The organism is Colwellia sp. KS18-150 (assembly GCF_057551365.1).
In genome coordinates, this window is sequence record NZ_BAAJMC010000001.1 from 557,286 (window position 1) to 578,331 (window position 21,046).

A 21,046-nucleotide genomic window follows, 5' to 3' on the forward strand; every position below is an offset into this window, starting at 1 on the left:
AGGTTATGTAGTAATTAATTCATGCTTGTTTGACTAAAAAGCAGCATTTGATAAGCGATAAAGCAAAGTAATAATAATGCACCTTTTGCGCGAGTAAGTCTAAAGAAGCCAGACTTTCTGCTAAAACACAATAAGAATAATAAACCTGTTATGGCTATCATCACAGGAGCATCACGTAGTGAGGCTTCAGGGTTTATAGCACCTGGAGCTATGATGCCAGCAAAAGGTAATACGGCTAAAATATTAAATATATTAGAACCAACAATATTTCCCATAGCTAAGTCATCTTCTTTTTTGATGATACTCGCAATGCTGGCTGCTAGCTCAGGTAAACTTGTACCGATAGCAATAATGGTTAAGCCTATTACTAAGTCACTAATACCATACGCTTTAGCGATAAATATGGCTGAGTCCACAAGAAAATGAGCACTTAGTACTAAGATTGTAATGCCAGCAATTAACCAGAATATTGACTTTAATGTACTGGTAGCCTCAGGTAAATCTAGCTCTGCTTCCATTATCATAGGATCGTCAAGGGTGTTATTTTTACGCTGTTTCAATGCTTTAATGAGTAAAATTGCTATGAAACCGAAAAAACTAACCATTAACGCTATGCCTTCAGGAAAGCTAAAGAAGTTATCTGAAAGCATCCAATAGGCTAGTAAAGTCAGCAAAAGCAGAAGTGGCAGCTCTTGTTTAATGGTTGAAGAGGAAACAACTAAGGGTTTTACTAAGACGGTAAAACCAAGTACCAAAGCGATATTGGTAATGTTTGAACCAATAGCATTACCAATAGCTGTGTCAGGGCTTCCTTGAAATGATGCAGCAGCAGCAACCATCATTTCAGGAGCGGATGATCCCATCGCTACAATAGTTAAGCCAATTATCATTGGCGAAATACCTAAATTTCTAGCTAAAGAAGAGGCACCAAAAACAAATTTGTCTGCACTCCAAACTAATGCGATTAAGGCAACCAATAAAATACTTACGTGTTCAAACATTCACAACTCCAAAGGTAATATCAGTTAGGCAAACAATGAGCCGAATTGATACAGGATGCTAAATTGTCGCTCGTTGTGCGTTAAAAAAAAAGCAATTAATGCTATTAAGGGCAAAATAGTTGCTGTTTGCACTATTTTCAACCACGAATTAAATTGAATTGAATCGTTCAAATATTTTTTTACATTTTCTGACATTTTTTATCGGGCAATTTGTTAATTTTTAGTGAACAATTAGATTCCCTCAGGTAAAATTGACCACAATCTGGTAAACCACTAGCCTAATAAATAACATTGACGTTAATCTATGACAACAAAAGAAAACTCAGACAGTTTAGTCGAGATAAATAACTTAACCTTTAAACGAGGTGAACGAGTTATATATGACGATATCAGTTTGTCGATACCCAAAGGAAAAGTAACAGCAATTATGGGACCCAGTGGTATTGGGAAAACTACTTTATTACGTTTAATCGGTGGTCAAATACGCCCTGAAAGCGGGCAAATTTTATTTGCTGGTAATGATATCCCTAAACTCTCTCGAAAAGAGTTATATGAAACACGTAAACGAATGAGTATGCTGTTTCAAAGTGGCGCTTTGTTTACTGACATGAGTGTCTACGAAAACATAGCGTTTCCCATTCGAGAGCATAGTAATTTACCTGAAGTTATCATTGAAAAAATCGTGTTAATGAAGCTTGAAGCTGTTGGGTTACGTGGGGCAAAAGATTTACAGCCAAGCGAACTTTCTGGTGGTATGGCGAGACGTGTTGCTTTAGCTCGTGCCATAGCTCTCGATCCTGAATTAATTTTATATGATGAACCTTTTGCTGGACAAGATCCTATTTCTATGGGGGTGATTGTCAGATTAATACGGTCATTAAGTGATGCTTTAGGTTTAACCTCCGTCGTGGTTTCGCATGATGTGCCTGAAGTAATGAGTATTGCTGATTATATTTATATTGTCGCAGAGAAAAAAATTATTGGCCAAGGGACACCTGAACAGATCAGACAAGATAATTCAGCCTTAGTTAAACAATTTGTACAAGGGCATGCAGATGGTCCTGTACCGTTTCATTTTCCCGCAAGTAGTTATCAGCAAGAGCTTGTTAAAGGGTCTAATGATAACGCCCTCCAAGGCGGAAAATAATGAAACAATTACAACAGTTAGGCCGAAATACCTTAAACCTCATAAGTGGTTTAGGACGAGCAGTTATCATACTGTTATCGGCGATAATACAAACACCAAACCCTAAAAAAAGTTTACCATTATTATTGACTCAACTCTACAGTGTTGGGGTTATGTCACTGATTATCATTGTGGTTTCGGGTGCTTTTATAGGAATGGTACTCGCTTTACAGGGCTACACTATTTTGGTGGATTTTGGCGCTGAAGCAAGCTTAGGCCCTATGGTTGCCTTGTCACTACTTCGTGAATTAGGTCCTGTAGTGGCAGCATTACTTTTTGCTGGTCGTGCTGGCTCAGCATTAACCGCAGAAATAGGTTTAATGAAAGCGACTGAGCAGTTATCAAGTTTAGAAATGATGGCGGTTGATCCTCTACGTCGAGTTATCGCACCACGCTTTTGGGCTGGCTTGATTAGTTTGCCTTTATTAGCAGCTATTTTTTCTATGGTGGGTATCTTAGGTGCACATCTTGTTGGTGTGGATTGGCTAGGCGTAGACAGTGGAACTTTTTGGTCAGTGATGCAAGGTCAAGTCGACTTTAATAAAGATATACTCAATGGCGTAATTAAAAGTGTTGTTTTTGCCTTTGTAGTTACTTGGATTGCTGTTTATAAAGGCTATGATTGTGAGCCAACCTCTGAGGGGATCTCTCGGGCGACAACAGCAACCGTGGTTCAGTCTTCGCTATTAGTATTAGCATTAGATTTCATTCTAACCGCACTTATGTTCGCAAAATAAGCGTTTGTTAGTCATTAGTAAATAGATAGTTTTAAATAAATTAAAGGCGTTTGGTGAAAGACATGATGTCAAAAAAAATAGAATTAATGGTAGGTTTCTTTGTTGCTTTAGGTATTGCGGCATTACTTATGTTATCACTAAAAGTTGCCAATACAGGGATATCAGGCAATGGTGAAACTTATAATCTGCTGGCAAAATTTGATAATATTGGTGGTTTAAAAGTTCGCTCACCAGTAAAAGTTGGTGGTGTTGTTGTCGGTCGAGTGAGTGATATTAGCCTAGATGAAGAAGATTATACTCCGGTTGTCACTTTAGAAATCTATAAAGATTATAATAACTTTTCTGAAGCAACGTCAGTCGCTATATTAACCTCAGGGTTATTAGGTGAACAGTATTTAGGGTTACAGCCCGGTTTTATGGATGACTCCCTTGAAACTCTACAGCCAGGAGATTTTATCGAAGATACTAAACCTGCGTTAGTATTAGAAGAATTAATAGGACAATTTTTATTTAGCCAAGGAAGTGGTGACGATTAATGATAGCAACATCAGAAAAAGTAAAAACTTATACAAAAAGAATATTATTTTTAGTAACTGTATCGTTAGGCTCAGTAAGCCTCAATGCAACTGCTTACACTCAAGATGAGGCAACAAGTTTACCTGCGGGCGCAACTCAATTACCGGCAGAGCCAACTCGCCTATATGTTGATAAAAAAGATCCTTATGTAATGATCAAAAAAGTAGCTGGAAAAACTTTTAAACGCTTTGCCGACGAAGAACAAGCTATTAAAGTAAACCCTAATCTACTTAAAGATATCGTTCGTGAAGAATTGATGCCTTATATTAATTACAAATACTCGGCGTTTAAAGTGATTGGTAAGCATTTAAAGAAAACTACCGAAGCTGAACGACGTGCTTTTGTGCCGGTATTTCGAGAGTATTTAGTAACCTCTTATGCGCAAGTTTTTACTTTATATGATAATCAAGAAGTGGAATTCGCCCCAGCTCGCGACTTTGAAGATAAAAAAATAGTTGCAGTAAACACTCGTGTCTTAATGCCAGGCCGAAATAATATTGATGTTTCTTTTAAAGTAAGAAAAAACCGCAAAACTGACGAGTGGAAAGCGTTTGATATGGTAGCGGAAGGCGTTAGCTTGCTCGATAGTAAGCAAGCTGAACTTGGCAGTATTATTCGTCAAAAAGGCTTACCCTATGTTACTGAGATGCTTAAAAAGAAAAGTGAACGAGACATAGTTTTTAAGAATAAAACTAGTCAAGACCAAGTCTCACAAATGAGCAAACCAACTAAAAAAGCAGGATAACTTGTGACTGATATAGATGTTGTTTTTGGCGAAAAGCTCATTTCTTTGCAAGGCGAGCTCACCAGACATACGTTGATGAAAGTATCAAAAAAGACCAGTAAATTCATACAAAAGCAACGTAAAGTTTTAGTAGATCTACAACAAGTTACTATGGTTGATACGGCAGGACTTGCTTGGTTATTCTTCATACTTGAGCAAGCTCATCAGGTAAATTGTCAATTAGCCTTTGCAAATTTACCTGCTAAGTTAGATAATTTGATTAACTTAAGTGGCGTTGAAGGTTTTTTACCTAAATAATGAGTGATGCCACGCTAAAAACTTATTAAACGAGGAGCTCCCTTTGGAAGTAGCAGACATAGAAAAATTGATTAATGACGCATTAGAGCTTGATGAATTACAGGTTAAATTTGATGGCTCACAATGTAGCGTCATTGCCGTAGCAGATATGTTTGCGGATTTATCCCGTGTTAAACGTCAGCAAGTTGTCTTTGCAGCACTAGCAGAAGAGATTAAGTCGGGAGCCATTCATGCGGTTACCGTGAAAACTTTTACAAAAGCCCAATGGCAACGAGATAAAATGTTCAATATGTAATGTATTGGTACCTACCCTTTTTTGATTTGTTTTTAAATAAGAAAAAAGCTGCTCATTGATCAAATTAATGTAATACTGGTTATTATCAGTTTCAGAGCGCTAAATGAGCAGCCTCTCCCCATTAATCTAAACTTAAGAAAGTAAATATTTTGGACGCATTTAAAGTTATTGGTGGCAAGCCACTACGTGGTGAAGTTACTATCTCTGGCGCTAAAAACGCCGCACTCCCTATTCTAATGTCAGCACTATTATCAAAAACGACTGTCGTTTTTAATAATGTACCTCAGCTTAACGATATTTTAACCACGGTAAAACTATTAGGCCAACTTGGTGCTAAAACAGAATGGTTGAGTGATGATAAGTTAAGTATTGATGCGAGCACTATTACTGAATGTTGTGCACCTTATGATTTAGTGAAAACTATGAGGGCCTCTATTTTAGTATTAGGTCCTCTGTTAGCTCGTATGGGACATGCTGAAGTATCATTGCCCGGTGGCTGTGCGATAGGAGCTAGACCGGTTAATCTACATATCCATGGTCTTAAAGCGATGGCCGCAGATATAGAAGTTGAAAACGGCTATATTGTTGCCAAGAAGCAAGGTCGTCTTCAAGGTGCCAACATTTTCATGGATATTGTGAGTGTTACTGGCACTGAAAATTTAATGATGGCTGCAGCGTTAGCTGAGGGCACAACGGTTATCGAAAATGCCGCACGAGAGCCAGAAATTGTTGATCTTGCCAATTGTTTAATCAGCATGGGAGCAAAAGTATCTGGTGCAGGCACTAATACACTAACTATCGAAGGGGTTGAAGAGCTTCGAGGTAGTGAGTATTCAGTCATGCCAGATCGAATTGAAACCGGCACTTTCTTAGTTGCAGCTGCTGTGACTCAAGGTAAAGTAAAATGTTTAAATACAGACCCAAGTGCTTTAGAAGCAGTATTAGCCAAGCTAACGGAAGCAGGAGCTAACATTACTACAGGCGAAAATGCTGACGGACAAGAGTGGATAGAGTTGGAAATGACGGAGCAGCCAAAAGCCGTGAATGTTATTACCGCACCACATCCAGCATTTCCAACCGATATGCAAGCTCAGTTTATGACCATGAATGTATTGGCTCAAGGAACAGCCACGGTAATTGAAACGATTTTTGAAAATCGCTTTATGCATGTGCCAGAATTGCAGCGTATGGGAGCAAATATTACCCTAGAAGGAAATACTGCCATTGTTACTGGTGTTCATACTTTAACCGGAGCTCAAGTTATGGCAACTGACTTACGTGCTTCGGCAAGTTTAGTGATTGCTGGACTCGTTGCACAAACTCCTACTCAAGTCGACAGAATATATCATATTGATCGCGGCTACTTACGTATCGAAGATAAGCTACAAGCATTAGGTGCAGACATTACTCGCATTAGTGCTGATTAAGTATTACACAAGCTAAAAAAACAACAAACCACACACTTCCAGTATAAAATATTGGGGTTTGTGGTTTTTTCAGTATTATAATCGGTAAAAACCCCTAAATAACTAGCACATTCTGTGGTCTTCTATTTAAAATTCGTTTCAAAATAATTATCTATAAGTTAACTATACTGAGTCATTTAGTATAGCTTTATACCAACTACATTTATTAATTAGTGTCATTGGTATTACTTAAATTTCTTTGAGGAACGCCCATGCTTTTTACTGGTTCATTAATCACTGACTGTCCTATTCGTCAGAAAATTCGTGAGTTTTATCGTATTGATGAAAACGTTGCTGTCGATCATATCTTACCCTTTGCTGAAGTTAATGTTGGCGCCCGATCTCTTGCCTGGGATCGTGCCAGAAAAATGGTATTGAAAATTCGTCAAGATCAAGACGGAAATGGCGCAATTGATGCGTTATTAAATGAATATTCTTTATCTTCTGAAGAAGGTGTCGTGCTGATGTGTCTTGCGGAGGCGTTATTGCGAGTACCCGATAAGCATACACAAGATGCCTTGATCCGAGATAAAATTTCTCAAGGTCAATGGAGCTCACACTTAGGCTCAAGTGATTCGTTATTTGTTAATGCTTCGTCATGGGGATTACTGATCACAGGCTCAATGGTTGAATACGCCGATAAGCGTAAACAAGATAAATTTGGTTTACTGAAAAAGACAATTGGGCGCTTAGGGGAGCCAGTTATCCGTAAATCAATGAACTATGCCATGAAGGTTATGGGTAAACAGTTTGTGATGGGTGAAACAATCAAAGAGGCAACAGAGCGAGCGGCTGAAAAAGAGCAGCAAGGTTATGTATACTCCTATGACATGTTAGGTGAAGGCGCACGCACCATGAGTGATGCCAATCGCTACTTACAATCTTATCAGGATGCAATTGAAGTTATTGGTCAAGTCTCACTGAATTCAGGAAAAAATGACCCTCGTCGAGTGCCGGGTATTTCGGTGAAGTTGTCAGCGATTCATCCCCGTTATGAATTTAGTCACAAAGCACGTGTTATGGACGAAATTGTTCCTAAATTAAAAGCGCTGTGCTTACAAGCAAAGCAATATAATATTGGCTTAACTGTCGATGCAGAAGAGTCTGAGCGATTAGATATTTCTTTAGATATTATTGAAGCAGTGTTTACCGATGCGGACTTAGGCGATTGGCAAGGATTTGGAATAGCCTTACAGGCTTATCAAAAACGAGCCATTTTTGTCGTTGATTGGCTCAGATCGTTAACCTTGAAAGTTAATCGTCGTATGATGATTCGCTTAGTTAAAGGGGCATACTGGGATACTGAAATTAAAAATGCTCAAAAAGATGGTATGAGCCATTTCCCTGTTTTTACGCGCAAATCATCAACCGATGTTTCTTATCATGCTTGTGCTAATAAACTACTTGAATATCGAGATAGCATCTATCCACAATTTGCTACCCATAATGCCTATACAGCAGCGACTATTGTTGAATTAGCGGGTGATGATAAACAAGGCTTTGAATTTCAATGTTTACACGGTATGGGTGACTCTTTATACGATCAAATTGTTTCTCAAGAAGGGATTCAATGCCGCATCTACGCGCCTGTTGGTTATCACGAAGATTTACTCGCTTATTTAGTACGTCGTTTGTTAGAAAATGGTGCTAACTCTTCGTTTGTGAATGCCATTGTAGATGAGTCGCAACCGGTTGAGTCGTTACTTGAAGATCCCGTTGAAAAAACACAGCGATTGAAAAGTAAATTTAATAAACAGATCATCATGCCGTTAGATTTATATCGTGATGAGAATAAAAAAGTTACAGAAACGTTAATTGCCAGTCGTGATAATTCTAAAGGCATAGATTTAACTGATATTAATGCTGTTAGTCAGCTAAAAGTTAATTTAGACAATTGGTTTGTTGAAAACTTGCTTAATAAAAATGATCTACCTGAAGGTGCGTTAGCGGTAAAAAATCCTGCCGATCATAGTCAAATTATTGGTTACCATCTTCATCATGATGAACAGGCGATGCTGACAATGATCGATAACGCTCAAACGGCGTTTATGTCTTGGTCACAAAGCCCTACTGCAGAGCGAGCTGATTTACTTTGTCGTATTGCCGACATATTAGAGCGACATATGGATGAGCTCATTGCCCTTTGTATTAAAGAGGCAGGTAAAGTAGCACAAGATGGTATTGATGAAGTGAGAGAGGCGGTTGATTTCTGCCGATATTATGCCGCTAGAGCCATTGAACAAAGTGAAGATGAACGTCTCAAAGCACGGGGAGTTATACTTTGTATCAGCCCATGGAATTTTCCTTTAGCCATATTTTTAGGGCAAGTAGCAGCAGCAATTGCAACAGGAAATACCGTACTTGCAAAACCTGCAGAGCAAACAGGTTTAATTGCATTACGTACCATTGAGTTAATGGAGTCAGTAGGATTACCTGCTCATGTAGTGCAAGCGGTAATTGCTAGAGGCAGTGTTGTTGGTAGCATCATAGTTCCTGATGAAAGAATAGCGGCGGTTATGTTCACTGGTTCAACTGAAACAGGAACACGTATATCTCAAACGTTATCTGAGCGAGGTGGTGATCAAGTTCCGTTAATTGCTGAAACAGGTGGTCAAAATTGTATGATCGTCGACTCAACTGCTTTACCAGAGCAGGTGGTTGATGATGTGATTTCTTCAGGTTTTCAATCTGCAGGGCAACGCTGCTCAGCTTTAAGGGTGTTATTTTTACAAGAAGATATTGCCGATAACGTCATCACTATGCTCAAAGGTGCTTTAGCTGAATTGCACATTGGCAACCCGGAAAAACTCAGTACTGACGTAGGGCCTGTGATTGATCAAAAAGCGCTTGATGCCCTGAATGCTCACGCTGATTATATGAAAACTTACGGTGAGCTTTTATATGAATGTGAATTTGGTAAAGAAGTATCGACAGTCGATGGTCATTACTTTTTTGCTCCTCGTTTATATGAAATTAGTGATATTAGCGTTTTGAAAAAAGAAGTGTTTGGTCCTTGTGTTCATATTATTCGCTTTAAGGGCGAAGAAATAGAACAAGTTATTGAAAATGTAAATAGTACAGGCTTTGGTTTAACTATGGGCATTCATACTCGTATTGAACACCGTGCTCAAGAGTTAGCTAAACTATCGAGAGCAGGAAATGTTTACATTAATCGAAACATGATTGGCGCTATTGTTGGCGTTCAACCTTTTGGGGGCCGTGGCTTATCTGGCACAGGACCGAAAGCCGGTGGACCAAATTATTTAAACCGTTTAGTGGTTGAAAAATCGACACCAAGCATAGATCAATTTAAGAATACAACCCCTCAAACCGTGGCGTTAACGGGTGATGATAAAGTTCAACGTCAGGCTGCAAACTTTATGGAGCAAGCGAGTGTAGCAGAAAAAACGTGGCGTTTAACTGAACTTGTAACTCGTATATCTTGTGTTCGCCAATTGCTGGCGAAAATTGCTAAAGTCGATATAGTGTCAGAGTTAGCAGATGATTTGAATAAGACTTTAGCGTCTTCAAGGGATCAGCTTATTCGCATTGAAAAGGCACTTAAAAAACCAAAAGAATTACCAGGACCAACCGGTGAGTCTAATATTTTATATTTAGAAAATAGAGGTTGTATCATTTGTTTTGCCGATAAAAATGTAAGTTTTCACTTTTGGGTTATGTCAACCGTTACAGCGTTAGCAACCGGTAATACAGTTGTCACTGTGGTATCTGATTTATTTTATGAAGAGGCATTAGCGTTTAGAGATAAATTTCTGTCAACGGGTGCTGATGCCGGTGTATTGCAAGTGGCGAAACTTTGTCACTTAGAAGCCATGCTTTCACATCAAAGTCTTGCGGGTGTTGTTGTTGATAGTAACTGTGACCGTAAACATTATATGAGTGAGAAGTTGTCTGAGCGACAAGGTGCTATATTACCTGTGATTACTTCTGAGTATTTTGATAATTTAATTCAACGTTTACTAACAGAAAAAACGGTCAGCATTGACACAACAGCCTCAGGTGGCAATACATCATTAATGACTTTGATTGAAGAAGAAGTTTAGCAAGGTATTAACAGACATCTTTTAGGTATTATCAGGCGAAACCGAGAGGTTTCGCCTTTTTTATTTTATATTTTCAAGGGGTTTGTTAAGGTAACTATTTTTACTAATTAATTTTATGTGCTTGATATTAAGTCTAGGTGCACTCTCTGTACTTGTAATTAATGAGCATTTAAATAATAAGGTAACTTTATGCTAAATAAGTACTTACTTACCTGTTATCTGCTTTTAATGCTGACTGCATGTCAGAATAAAATGATAGAGTCTGACAGCTATCCAATATCAGAAAATCCAGCAACTCCATTTACTGAAAAAACATTTGTTTATACATGCGAAGATAACTATTCATTTGTTGCCCATCAAGAAACGGCGGAGACTGTTTGGTTATTTTTACCGACTAATACCACAAAATTAACTAAAACGACCAGCGCTTCGGGTGTTAAATTTATTGGTTATGATGAACATAAAAACTCGTTGTTATTTTGGCAAAAGAATCAACAAGCTTTGTTCATTGAGGGCAATCTACACTATAAAGACTGTCAAAATGATCGCAAAGCAGCTATTTGGGAACAGGCTAAATTAATGGGGGTAGATTTTCGAGCCATAGGCCAAGAGCCAGGTTGGTCTATCACTATTAGTCAGGAGCACGGGATAAAATACCAAGGTAATTATGGGCAACTGCAAGTTAAATTTCCTTACCAAAAACCACGAATAACCAATAACCCCGCCAAAAGTACATTTGAGTTATCAAATGAAAGGCACCAACTTACCATAATACTAACACCGCTTCGTTGTACTGATAGCATGTCAGGAGAACAATATGAGACCAGTGTTGAATTAACATTTGATAACAAGGTACTCAAAGGCTGTGGCAAATCATTACATTAATTTTAAGATAAAGCGTGTTATAGCTATTAAATACTATTGAGCACTTTACATCAGTGCTGCCTATGGCAATATATCGATATTGCCCTATATATAACTGTGTAATAACCATATGAACAAATCAAAACCTTTAGATCGCCTTGATAAGACTATATTAAAAATATTACAGTCGGATGGGCGAATTACCAATGTCGAATTAGCTCAAAAAATAAATTTAAGCGCTAGTCCATGCTTAGATAGAGTGAAACGTTTAGAAGCCGACGGCTATATTAAACGCTACGGCGCCTTTCTCGATGCCAGTAAACTAGATTACGGCATGACGGCTTTTATTCAAGTAACTTTAGATAGAACGACAACCGATATGTTTAAGTTATTTAAAGCGGAAGTGGTAAAAATAAAGGAAGTGGTTGAATGTCATCTTGTTGCTGGTGGTTATGATTACTTAATGAAAATTCGATTTGCCAATATTGACTGTTATCGCCAAGTGTTAGAGAAAGTGGCCGGTTTACCAGCCATTTCACAAACACATACTTATATGGTAACTGAACATATAAAAGAAGATGCTGGTGTACCGTTCGATTAAAGGCTATTAATAGTTATACTACAAACACAATCATTATAAACTAAGGATGTTTATGAACGCACATGAATACGCATTACAAGCTAATGGCTCATTTGCTTTGCCAGATGCTTGTTTTAAAGTGAAAGCTTTAATGGAAGATGAAAATTCAGCAATTAGTGACTTTGCTGATGTGATCAGTGTTGATCCTTCGATGACTTCTCGATTACTACAAATTGCCAATAGCGCTATATATCGTTTTCCGGGTGAAATAAGTACCATCTCTCGTGCTATCACTATTATTGGAACTCAAGCCATTTACAATATGATGCTGGTAGATGTTGCCGCTTCTGCATTTAAACATTTTGAAAACCAAGCTATCGATTTAAAGCGTTTTTGGCGCATGAGTATTTATTGTGGGTTAGTGACAAAAAATTTAGCCATTAAAGCGGGTATTAAAGATATCGAACGTTTATTTGTCGCCGGTTTATTGCAGAACTTTGGTGAGTTATTGGTGGCGAAAATTACGCCAGAAACGGCTCAGCAATGTGAAAAATATTCACGTGAGAATCTTCCTTGGGATTTACAAGAATTAGCTCTAGGCTATACGTATACAGATATTTCAGCAGAATTACTCAAGATTTGGCAATTACCAGAAAAAATAATTATTCCTATACGTCATTTCAATCAGGCGCAAAGTGAGCAAATAAATAAAGATGTTAAGGTGTTAAATTTAGCGTCAAGACTTGCTTTACTAGATAGTCATAGTGATGAATTTATCTATGAAGAAATTATTGATGAGTCTTTATGTCAGAGTTTAAAATTATCAACCGAGGATATTGAGCAAGTAACTGAAATTGCAGAAAATGATGCTGCTGGCATCTTATCGGTGATGAACCCAAAACTTTTTTCTCGATGATTGTTACGGTGAACTTGACGATAAACAAGCCTACAAGTGGACAAAATACTATACACCTAGCCATGATTAATGCGGTATTTAAACAAGACAAGCTTATTAAAGCTTGTTAGCATCAATCGATTCAAATAATAAAAGCTATCGCTTTTTCACATAAATAATTAATGAATCAACATTATAATAAGTTAAATGAAGGAAGTTTATGAGCGCATCTAGAGAGCATTTTAGCTCCCGTATTGGTTTTATTCTCGCTGCGGCAGGCTCTGCTGTTGGTATTGGTAATTTAGTGGGCTTCCCTGTCAATGCCGCTAAAAATGGTGGTGGTGCATTCTTGATAATGTACGCTGTATTTGTTTTTTTAATATGTTTACCTGTGATGATCGCCGAAATGGCGGTGGGGCGAAAAACAGCAAAGGAGCCTGTAGGAGCATATAAAACTTTAAGCGGGAATAACAAATTATGGAGTGCAGCGGGTTTATTGGGGGTTTTAACCCCTTTTATGATCGCAGTATTCTACATGGTGATCACGGTATGGCTCTTTGGATATATTGCTTTAACCTTATCAGGAAAGCTCGATTATTTAGCTAGTGGCGCAGGTTTTGGGGAGTTTATTAACAGCCCTTATTTATTTGGGGCGATGGCGGTAGTCGCTGCTATTGTTAATTTTATTTTAGTCGCAGGCGTTAAAGACGGTATAGAAAAGGCCGCTAAAATTTTGATGCCGACATTATTTTTTATGTTAATCATCATGGTGATATTTGTCTTAACGCTTGAGAATGCGTTTGCCGGCGTGGAATTTTTCATCATTCCGGATTTTGATAAAATTACTCCCAGCGTAGTCAATGGCGCTTTATCACAAGCATTTTTCTCACTGTCGTTAGGTATGGGTATATTAATTACCTATGGCTCATATATCGATAAACGAACTAATATCCCAAATTCTGCAAAGTTAGTGGCTATCACTGATACTGGTGTTGCGTTCATCGCAGGGTTAATGATTTTACCCGCGGTTTTTTCTTTTAATCCCAACGTAAATCCAAGCGAATTAAGCGATAGTTCAGTTTCATTAATTTTTACCTTTTTGCCTAAGATATTTCTAGCATTACAAACTAGCATTGGTTATTTTGGTGCCAGCGCAGTGGCAGCTTTCTTCTTTTTATTAGTCTTCTTTGCGGCCATTACTTCTTTAGTTTCAATTATTGAAGTGCCAGTTTCATATTTAGTGACTGAAAAGAATCATAGCCGTAAAAAGGCGTTATCAATATTGCTAATGACTGCTGGTGTATTAACAGTATTTGCAACCGTGTCTTTTGGTATGGTGACATTCTTTACAGAGTTTACTTCATATGCAGGTGGCACTAAGTCTTTCTTTGATATTGTTTATGATGTGTTTTATGACACCATACTGCCCTTAAACGGCTTTTTATTGTGTATGTTTGTTAGCTACCGCTGGAAGAAGAAAAACCTTTCTGAACATTTAAGTGTTGGCAACGAAAGTTATATTGGCTCATGGGTAGAAAAATATATTAATTTCTCGCTCGGAACTTTTATCCCCGCCATTGTATTGGTTATTTTTATAAATACCGTGGCACATAAATTCTTTGCGGTAAGTTTGTTCGGTTTCTAAATACTGACTGAATACATAAATGCTATATATCACTAAGCCGTGCGATGTTATTATTGCGCGGCTTTTTTCTTCTAAACAACTTCTTTTATGATTGAATATATCTCTATTACAGATCTTAATGACTGCCAACGGTTATTTCATGGTCGTGGTCATGCTTATGAAAATTTATCTCATGTAAATGTGGACTGGTTTTCACCGGTAATTTTAATCACATTATATCAAGCGGTTGACCAAGAATGGCTGATTGAGCAAGCGAGACAATTACAAGCAATGGTTAATGACTGTCGTAGTGTGCAAGTTCAACGTCGTTATGAAAAATTTTCGCCAACAACAGTACTATTAGGTGAAGCGGTTGATAGCACAGTCGTGACTGAAAATGATCTTTCCTATCATATTGCCTTTGGTAAAGCACAAAATAGTGGCTTATTTTTAGATATGGCTAACGGGCGCAATTGGGTATATCAACACGCTAAGAATAAAAACGTTCTTAATCTATTTGCCTATACCTGTGCTTTTTCCGTCGTTGCTACTGCTGGAGGTGCTAGCCAAGTGGTTAATATCGATCTCAGCAAGGCCTCGTTGAGTAAAGGCCGTGATAATCATCAATTAAATAAGTTGGCGAAAAAAGAAGGTAAACGTGTTGTCTTTGAAGGCGTTGATATTTTTAAATCAAATAGCCGTATTAAAAAGTACGGTAAATATGATTTATTAATTTGTGATCCACCTTCATTTCAAAAAGGGAGCGTAAATATTGAACGTGATTACGCTAAGATTATCCGCCGCATTCCACAGTGGATGAATGATAATGCTAAGCTCATGTTGTGTTTGAATTCACCTGATCTTGATGAAGAGTTTTTAAAAGCAGAAGTACAGCTTGAATGTCCTGATTGCGTTTTTGAGCAAAAAATTGCGAATCCGGCTGTATTCAAAGAAGCCCATGCTGGAAAAGGTTTAAAGGTGTTAATTTTTACATATCAGCCAGAGAGATAGCTAATAAACCTCAACTAGGGAGAACGACTTGCTTTCTAGCAACTACTTTTCCTTACTAAAAGGCGAATTAAGAAAAAGTATCAAGCTATAATGATGTAAAGAATAATTCATAAATATTTCAATTGGTTAGCTAATCCCTTATCCCGAATTGAGGTTAAGTCGATTTATTCTTTTCTTATACGCCAGTACCGGGCAAACCTTGGTATTCCTGACCGTGTTTTACCGTTATATTTGTAGCTGATTATAGTGCCTATTTCAGGTGGGTTTGCTCTGTCAGTATCAGTAAACCCTGAGCCTATTTTAAAGACAATGTCTTGTGAGGTTTTAACTTGTAGTGCTCCAAGCATTCCTTGGTATTTTCCTTTACCACCAATATGTGCGATTACTATGGCTTCTGCGTCTTGATGTTTTTTTAGTTTCATAATATTGGCGGTTCTACCGACATGATAATAGGCACTTCCAAGATGTAACATCAATCCTTCACCATTGTGCGTTATTATAGTATTTAGCTGTGCTTCTACTGCTTGTATGGAGGGTAGTTTGAATTGTTTAATCATCGCTAAATATTCAGAGTTACTTTGCTCAACTAACAGCTCCATAGCTTTTATTCTTTGAGTAAAAGGGCCTTTATGCTGCGGCAAATCAAAAATCATAAAACGGACCTTATACCAGCAGCTTTCAATAATTTTTATTTTACTGACACATGAAAGCGTTGATTGAAATTGGTTTCTACCTATCCATAACTCGCCATCGATAGCATAGTTTGGCCAGTGTAGAGTAAACCATTTAGGCGTATGAATAATATTGCCCTGACGTGTTAAAAGTTGGTGACCATCCCAATAACCACGAATACCATCAAGCTTCTCAGAAATCCAAAACTGACTTATATCTTCAACTATTTTATAAGGTTTAGCATGTTGAATCGCTGGCTTTTTTGATATGTCACTTTGCCCATAGATTGGCCAAGCAAAGAATAGTATTAGAGGCAGCGCTCCTAACAAACATTTACTTTTAACCATAAATAACATCCGTGTTGATTTGTTATGTTAATCATAGTTTAAAAAATAGACTATGCTTATTCAAACATTGATGTTTTGAAATCAGGCTATTCAAGGATTGAATACATGTCACCACGAACACTCGCTGTAATTATCTTTGGCTTACTAGTTGTCTCACCTATAAGTGAAGCGAAAAAGCGTTGTAAACCTTTACTAGAAAAATTGCATAACATTCAGTCCATGCAGCGCCATGGTTATAGCGCTAAGCGAGGTTTGAGTTTACGAGATCGTGAGGATAAAGCTCGAGAAAAGTGGTGGCAATGTGAAAAAGGCAAAGCACCAAGTGCAAAAAAGAAGAAAGTTGCCAGCAAAAAATCTAAGCAAAAAGTGACTACAACACAAGCTAGCTATAAAAAAATTAATGCCGGTACGCCATTTAAAACTAGCAGCAATATTGTGATTAAATCGAAATATCAGGGTAATAAAAAGCGTGCTTGGTTAGCATTTTATCAATTACCTGATGGTTGTCATCGTCCTAAAAGCATACAACGTTTTGCATTTTGTAGTGAAGATAAACGGGCACAGAGGCAAAGCTTTGAAAGCGGGTATATTGATTGATAAAACCTTTTAACAAGGCTTTATCAATTTATGCACTATAAGCGAGTTTACTGTCTTTATACTGTGCGACCATGTTATCAACGCTCTCTTGACAATAATCTCGTAAGCCACTTAAAAGCATATGCTTTTTGCCATGACCAACAACTTCACCATCACTAATTAAATCGAATTCAAGCCAAGCATCGCCACGCTTTCCTTCAATAGTTAAGCTGGTTTGTGCGAGCTTTAAAGATAAAGTTTTAATATCGAGGCGCTTTAAATTGATTTCCATGCATTGATACATAACCATTGGTCGAGCTGGATTGATCATTACATTTTTATTTGCCATTAATTTCACTAAAATATCAGGAAAAGTGTGACCTGAAAAATCAACGTAAGCTTTAGTTAATGCATTGATTAATGAAGGGCATTTTGTTTTTTCGCCTTTGGCTTCAACCGATAAATAAGTTTTATCATTATCGTCAGTAACATCATAAAACGTTTCAATTTCGGTGGGAAAGGTTAAAGAAACACCATCATTTACCATACCTGAAAAGTTAAAGCTCATCTCTTTATGTAAGCCAGATTTTGCTACTATTACCGAAAATAATAAATCTCCCGGCACACAAAAGCGTTTAGCTTCAATATTATGCAAAGGATTAAAGTCATCCGCTATTTGTTTGGCAAAATCGCTGGCTTGTTGGCGAGTAAAGCTAATTTTCTCGCTATCAATAGGGCAGTATTGCTCAATAAACATAGTTTTATTATCTGACATAGGGTATCACTTCATTTTGAAAAACGGGGCATTCTAACAGCGTTCGATGGATAAATCGAAAAAAACCGCGTTAAAAACAACAAAGCAGACCTCTACAGTGATTTATTCTGCGTTCGATAAGTTTGAACGAGTTGTTCTTTTTTACTTTTGGTCAGCTTTCTTAATTGATACTCTCGCTTACTTGCGCTGCTTTTATCGACGGATGGTTCAAGAAAAACGAGGGTGACAGGTCGCTTTGCTCTAGTATACTTAGCACCAAGCTTGGTATGATTATGTTCATGTAACCTTCGTTCTATATCGGTAGTGATACCAGCGTAGAGACTATTATCATTACAACGTAGTAAATATACGTACCAAGAGCTGTTTGTTGTCATTATTATTTATAGCGAAATGATTAGAGGGCTAAAGTAAACCGATGGTAAATAAAAATGTTAGAGATATCAAATAGCGTTAGTTTGGCTGATTGGGAAATAGAGCTTAGTGCTATTCGTGCTATGGGAAATGGTGGTCAACGGGTAAACAAAGTTGCCACGGCTATCCATTTACGTTTTGATATAAAGCGCTCGTCACTTCCTGCAGCTTATAAAGAAAAATTACTGGCAAGTAAAGATACACGAATTTCGAAAGATGGCATTATCATCATTAAAGCACAGTCGTACCGAACCCAAGAAATGAATAAAGACGATGCCTTAAAACGTTTAAAAGACTTAATTGTGTCAGAGATGGTGGTACAAAAAAAACGTCGAGCAACTAAACCAACTAAAGGCTCAGTTCAACGAAGGCTTGTAGCGAAAGCCAATAGAAAAACAGTAAAACAAACCCGTCAGAAAGTTAAATTTTAAAGTTATAACTTCATAATAACAACCGGTTCTATATTCTTGTCCTGAAGACGTTTGAGTATTTTATCGATAAATATAGAGAGCATAAATGACTATTTCAGCAATAGGCGCAGTAGAGAAACTTACTGCTCAACTTGATAGTAATAATGTCGTTCAATATCAGCTACCTTTAGCTGCCATTAACGATGGCGATATACAGCAAAGTATTCAATTAAATCCTATTATAGGTAGTGAGCTAACGTTACAATTTCATAACAAAATAGCTTGCAAAAACTGTGGTAAAACTACTAAAAAGAGTTATTCTCAAGGGTTCTGCTATCCTTGTATGGCCAAGTTAGCACAATGTGATATGTGTATTATGAAGCCTGAAACATGCCACCATCATATGGGGACTTGTCGTGAGCCAGAGTGGGGCGAACAGCATTGTATGGTTGATCATTATGTGTATCTGTCTAACACGTCGGCTTTAAAAGTAGGGATTACTCGCCATACGCAGTTACCTACTCGTTGGATTGATCAAGGCGCAACACAAGGGTTACCCATTTTTAAAGTGAGTACTCGCTTACAATCAGGACTTGTTGAAACTGCTTTGGCTGAATTTATTGGTGACAAAACGAATTGGCGAGCTATGTTAAAAGGTAGTAATGAGCCTTTAGATTTAAAAGAACATGCCAATCAATTAGTGCCAAAAATTGAAGCGAGGTTAGCAGATATATCCTTGAAGTATGGCGCAGATGCCGTGCAACTATTGGATGAAGAGGTTGTTGAAATTAATTACCCTGTAAATGAATACTTAACAAAGATTAGCTCATTTAACTTTGATAAAACGCCAACTGTATCAGGAGTTTTATTGGGGATAAAAGGACAATATCTTATTTTTAATAAGGGGGTTATTAATATGCGTAAATTTAGCTCATATCAAATAAGTGCTGAATATTAATGCCGCAACTCATGTTTTAGCTAAATTGTGCTAAATTTATAGTAAGTACTGCTATTTCTATTACTGGATAATAATTTATGAATGCGACTGACTACGCTGAAAAGGCGTGTGAGCTTTTTGTTTTGTCCGACTCTTTTTTACGTATTAAAGAGCTAATCGATGATGAATCATCAACAATAGATGATATTAGTGAAGTGATCCTTATAGATCCTGCTCTTTCTGGGAGTATTTTAAAGCTGGCTAATAGTTCATTTTTTAGTTATCCAGGTAAGATAGATACTATTTCAAAAGCGGTTTTGGTCTTAGGTATTACTGAAGTTTATAACCTCGTTATTGCTTATTTTTCAACTCAAGCATTTCGGAGTGTTACTGCAGATAAAGAATATTTGGAAAATTTTTGGGAAAAAAGTGTTGATAGTGCCCTACTTATTAAATATTTAGGTAGTAGCTTGAAATTGGCCAATGCCGAGCGGTTATTTATTTTAGGTTTATTGCATAATTTAGGTGAGTTAATTGTTCAACAAGTTAGTCCTGAAAGTGTTAGTCAGTGTTTAAGTGATGATGTTGAGTTATGGCAACAACAGCAAAAAGTATTGGGATTTACCTATGCTGAGTGTGGCGCTGAGTTATTAAAATTGTGGCAATTACCTTATAGTTTAGTGGCACCAATACGCAATCAAAATGAAGATGATTTTGAGATAGTTAATACTGAATCACAATTACTTTATTTAGCTAAAAAACTAATGATGAACCAGTATAGCGCTCAAAAAGAAAAATATACTGCCCTTTTTAGTGCACAGCAATTAGCAGGATTGTCTTTAAATGAATCTATTTTGGATTCTGCTGTTGAGTATTGTGATTTAGAGCGCTTAGGTATTTTGTCAATATTAAGCCCAAGCGCAGTCATGATTTATTAGCCATAAAGTTAACTTATCTTAATTCAAGCAAAGCTATGCACTTAAATAAATATGTGATGTGTTACTCGGCATCATTATACTATTGTACTTATCAGTCTGTGCTTGAGTTATATTCTCAGATAAAGGTATAGGCTGAATTACCGGTAGTTGTGTTTCATCATAGGGTAATTGTTGCTCGCCTGTTTTTACTGCTTGATGTAGCTCATATAAAGATGCATAAAGTTCAGTTAATGATCCGGTTACGCTTCTATTATCATTTTTATCACTATTAACAGTATTGTCATTGCTATACATATAAGCTTCAATAACTTTTTGTTGCTGCTCATAATACAGCCGAGTTAAATCCATATCTCTAGCTGTTTGATAGTTAGATTTTATATTCTCGACTTGCTCAACAAGTCTGGCGTTAACATTATCCTGTAAGCTGTTTTTTTGCTCAGGCGAAACTTCAATCGTTGTCGGCAACAAAGGTTGATTATTTTGCTGTTGGTTATCATTGTAACTAGGCTGATATGTCATAGCTGAAGTTAAAGCAACTTGCGGTATTGTCATGATAAATACTCCACATAAATAATTATGGTGATATTTTAATCAAAGCAAATAATGAAGTTGTTTAACTTTGTAACGCCTGAGTTACGA

The 21,046-nt window shown here is 37.3% G+C and carries 22 protein-coding genes; 17 read left to right on the forward strand and 5 right to left on the reverse strand.

What is annotated here, in order from left to right; genetic code table 11:
• Positions 1 to 14: 14 nt before the first annotated feature.
• Positions 15 to 1,001, reverse strand: coding sequence for a calcium/sodium antiporter (locus tag AC27IF_RS02615; protein WP_487051896.1), 987 nt, complete (start codon positions 999 to 1,001; stop codon positions 15 to 17).
• A 304-nt stretch (positions 1,002 to 1,305) separates the two neighbouring features.
• On the opposite strand from AC27IF_RS02615, the gene mlaF reads away from it, so the two are divergent.
• From mlaF to AC27IF_RS02680, 13 genes are all read left to right on the forward strand, one after another.
• Positions 1,306 to 2,148 carry a phospholipid ABC transporter ATP-binding protein MlaF gene (mlaF, locus tag AC27IF_RS02620; RefSeq protein ID WP_487051898.1) on the forward strand — a complete coding sequence of 281 codons (843 nt, stop codon included), beginning with the start codon at positions 1,306 to 1,308 and terminating at the stop codon, positions 2,146 to 2,148.
• A complete protein-coding gene (gene mlaE / locus AC27IF_RS02625) occupies positions 2,148 to 2,924 on the forward strand; it encodes a lipid asymmetry maintenance ABC transporter permease subunit MlaE (protein ID WP_487051900.1) in 777 nt (258 codons plus the stop codon). The genes mlaF and mlaE overlap by 1 nt, the downstream gene beginning before the upstream one ends.
• A 62-nt stretch (positions 2,925 to 2,986) precedes the next feature.
• Positions 2,987 to 3,460, forward strand: coding sequence for an outer membrane lipid asymmetry maintenance protein MlaD (gene mlaD / locus AC27IF_RS02630; RefSeq protein ID WP_487051902.1), 474 nt, complete (start codon positions 2,987 to 2,989; stop codon positions 3,458 to 3,460).
• Positions 3,460 to 4,245, forward strand: coding sequence for an MlaC/ttg2D family ABC transporter substrate-binding protein (locus AC27IF_RS02635; protein WP_487051904.1), 786 nt, complete (start codon positions 3,460 to 3,462; stop codon positions 4,243 to 4,245). Before mlaD ends, AC27IF_RS02635 begins: the two co-directional genes overlap by 1 nt.
• Before the next feature lie 3 nt (positions 4,246 to 4,248).
• Complete coding sequence (locus AC27IF_RS02640) at positions 4,249 to 4,542, forward strand: STAS domain-containing protein (RefSeq protein WP_487051906.1); 294 nt, start codon at positions 4,249 to 4,251, stop codon at positions 4,540 to 4,542.
• Between the two features lie 43 nt (positions 4,543 to 4,585).
• The gene (locus AC27IF_RS02645) at positions 4,586 to 4,837 is read left to right on the forward strand and encodes a BolA family protein (protein WP_487051908.1); all 252 of its coding nucleotides are present in this window, start codon (positions 4,586 to 4,588) and stop codon (positions 4,835 to 4,837) included.
• A 149-nt stretch (positions 4,838 to 4,986) separates the two neighbouring features.
• Positions 4,987 to 6,264, forward strand: coding sequence for a UDP-N-acetylglucosamine 1-carboxyvinyltransferase (gene murA, locus AC27IF_RS02650; protein WP_487051910.1), 1,278 nt, complete (start codon positions 4,987 to 4,989; stop codon positions 6,262 to 6,264).
• A 251-nt stretch (positions 6,265 to 6,515) separates the two neighbouring features.
• Entirely contained in the window at positions 6,516 to 10,367 is a 3,852-nt protein-coding gene (gene putA / locus AC27IF_RS02655; protein WP_487051912.1) for a bifunctional proline dehydrogenase/L-glutamate gamma-semialdehyde dehydrogenase PutA, read from the forward strand.
• Between the two features lie 189 nt (positions 10,368 to 10,556).
• Positions 10,557 to 11,252: a COG3650 family protein gene (locus AC27IF_RS02660; RefSeq protein WP_487051914.1), complete on the forward strand. Its 696-nt coding sequence runs from the start codon at positions 10,557 to 10,559 to the stop codon at positions 11,250 to 11,252.
• Positions 11,253 to 11,361: 109 nt separating this feature from the next.
• Positions 11,362 to 11,832, forward strand: a complete 471-nt coding sequence (locus tag AC27IF_RS02665; protein ID WP_487051916.1) for an Lrp/AsnC family transcriptional regulator — start codon at positions 11,362 to 11,364, stop codon at positions 11,830 to 11,832.
• A gap of 52 nt (positions 11,833 to 11,884) precedes the next feature.
• On the forward strand, positions 11,885 to 12,727 hold the full coding sequence (locus AC27IF_RS02670) for an HDOD domain-containing protein (RefSeq protein WP_487051918.1): 843 nt from the start codon (positions 11,885 to 11,887) through the stop codon (positions 12,725 to 12,727).
• Positions 12,728 to 12,926: 199 nt separating this feature from the next.
• Positions 12,927 to 14,351, forward strand: a complete 1,425-nt coding sequence (locus AC27IF_RS02675; protein ID WP_487051920.1) for a sodium-dependent transporter — start codon at positions 12,927 to 12,929, stop codon at positions 14,349 to 14,351.
• 87 nt (positions 14,352 to 14,438) lie between these two features.
• Positions 14,439 to 15,341, forward strand: coding sequence for a class I SAM-dependent methyltransferase (locus AC27IF_RS02680; RefSeq protein WP_487051922.1), 903 nt, complete (start codon positions 14,439 to 14,441; stop codon positions 15,339 to 15,341).
• Positions 15,342 to 15,505: 164 nt separating this feature from the next.
• On the opposite strand, the gene AC27IF_RS02685 is transcribed toward AC27IF_RS02680, so the two are convergent.
• Positions 15,506 to 16,360 carry a DNA ligase gene (locus tag AC27IF_RS02685; protein ID WP_487051924.1) on the reverse strand — a complete coding sequence of 285 codons (855 nt, stop codon included), beginning with the start codon at positions 16,358 to 16,360 and terminating at the stop codon, positions 15,506 to 15,508.
• Between the two features lie 105 nt (positions 16,361 to 16,465).
• On the opposite strand from AC27IF_RS02685, the gene AC27IF_RS02690 reads away from it, so the two are divergent.
• On the forward strand, positions 16,466 to 16,957 hold the full coding sequence (locus tag AC27IF_RS02690) for a hypothetical protein (RefSeq protein ID WP_487051926.1): 492 nt from the start codon (positions 16,466 to 16,468) through the stop codon (positions 16,955 to 16,957).
• Between the two features lie 28 nt (positions 16,958 to 16,985).
• On the opposite strand, the gene AC27IF_RS02695 is transcribed toward AC27IF_RS02690, so the two are convergent.
• Both AC27IF_RS02695 and AC27IF_RS02700 read right to left on the reverse strand, forming a co-directional pair.
• Positions 16,986 to 17,711, reverse strand: a complete 726-nt coding sequence (locus tag AC27IF_RS02695) for a DUF3581 family protein (RefSeq protein ID WP_487051928.1) — start codon at positions 17,709 to 17,711, stop codon at positions 16,986 to 16,988.
• Positions 17,712 to 17,803: 92 nt separating this feature from the next.
• Positions 17,804 to 18,085 carry a GIY-YIG nuclease family protein gene (locus tag AC27IF_RS02700; RefSeq protein WP_487051930.1) on the reverse strand — a complete coding sequence of 94 codons (282 nt, stop codon included), beginning with the start codon at positions 18,083 to 18,085 and terminating at the stop codon, positions 17,804 to 17,806.
• A gap of 54 nt (positions 18,086 to 18,139) precedes the next feature.
• Between AC27IF_RS02700 and arfB the strand changes: the two genes are divergently transcribed.
• The 3 genes from arfB to AC27IF_RS02715 all read left to right on the forward strand — a co-directional run bounded on the left by arfB (position 18,140) and on the right by AC27IF_RS02715 (position 20,407).
• Positions 18,140 to 18,553, forward strand: a complete 414-nt coding sequence (arfB, locus tag AC27IF_RS02705) for an alternative ribosome rescue aminoacyl-tRNA hydrolase ArfB (protein WP_487051932.1) — start codon at positions 18,140 to 18,142, stop codon at positions 18,551 to 18,553.
• Between the two features lie 85 nt (positions 18,554 to 18,638).
• Positions 18,639 to 19,490 (forward strand): DUF2797 domain-containing protein, encoded by an 852-nt coding sequence (locus AC27IF_RS02710; protein ID WP_487051934.1) that lies wholly within the window; start codon positions 18,639 to 18,641, stop codon positions 19,488 to 19,490.
• Between the two features lie 77 nt (positions 19,491 to 19,567).
• A complete protein-coding gene (locus tag AC27IF_RS02715) occupies positions 19,568 to 20,407 on the forward strand; it encodes an HDOD domain-containing protein (protein ID WP_487051936.1) in 840 nt (279 codons plus the stop codon).
• Positions 20,408 to 20,440: 33 nt separating this feature from the next.
• Here the strand turns inward: AC27IF_RS02715 and AC27IF_RS02720 are convergent, their stop codons facing one another.
• Positions 20,441 to 20,959, reverse strand: a complete 519-nt coding sequence (locus tag AC27IF_RS02720) for a hypothetical protein (RefSeq protein WP_487051938.1) — start codon at positions 20,957 to 20,959, stop codon at positions 20,441 to 20,443.
• Positions 20,960 to 21,046 lie beyond the last annotated feature (87 nt).